The organism is Bartonella sp. AA86SXKL, assembly GCF_042196885.1.
This window is the reverse complement of sequence record NZ_JBHIRE010000535.1, coordinates 324-579: the sequence shown is the minus strand read 5'-3', so window position 1 is coordinate 579 and position 256 is coordinate 324. Positions and strand designations below refer to the sequence as shown.

The following is a 256-nucleotide window of genomic DNA, read 5'->3' as shown; positions in this document are numbered from 1 at the left end:
ATAGGGAGCGCCCTTTGAGGTGCCTATTACACGAAAACCTTCTGGTAAAACCGTCACACGGTCACCATGACTCATCCATACTTGATAAGACGAGCCTTTTTCCCACACACCATCAAAAAGTGCACTCTCTTCTTGCACCTCTAAAAAAGCGCGCCCAAATTCACGCTCATATCCAGCTTCAACCTTTCCCCCAAGTTGAACACACATGACTTGTTCACCATAACAAATACCAAGTACTGGAACACCAATTTCAAAA

General features: G+C 44.5%; 1 protein-coding gene. It reads right to left on the bottom strand.

The features are described 5' to 3' along the window. On the bottom strand, positions 1-256 hold a 256-nt coding region (locus tag ACFIO5_RS13140), incomplete at both ends, for a glutamine amidotransferase-related protein (RefSeq protein WP_375705648.1).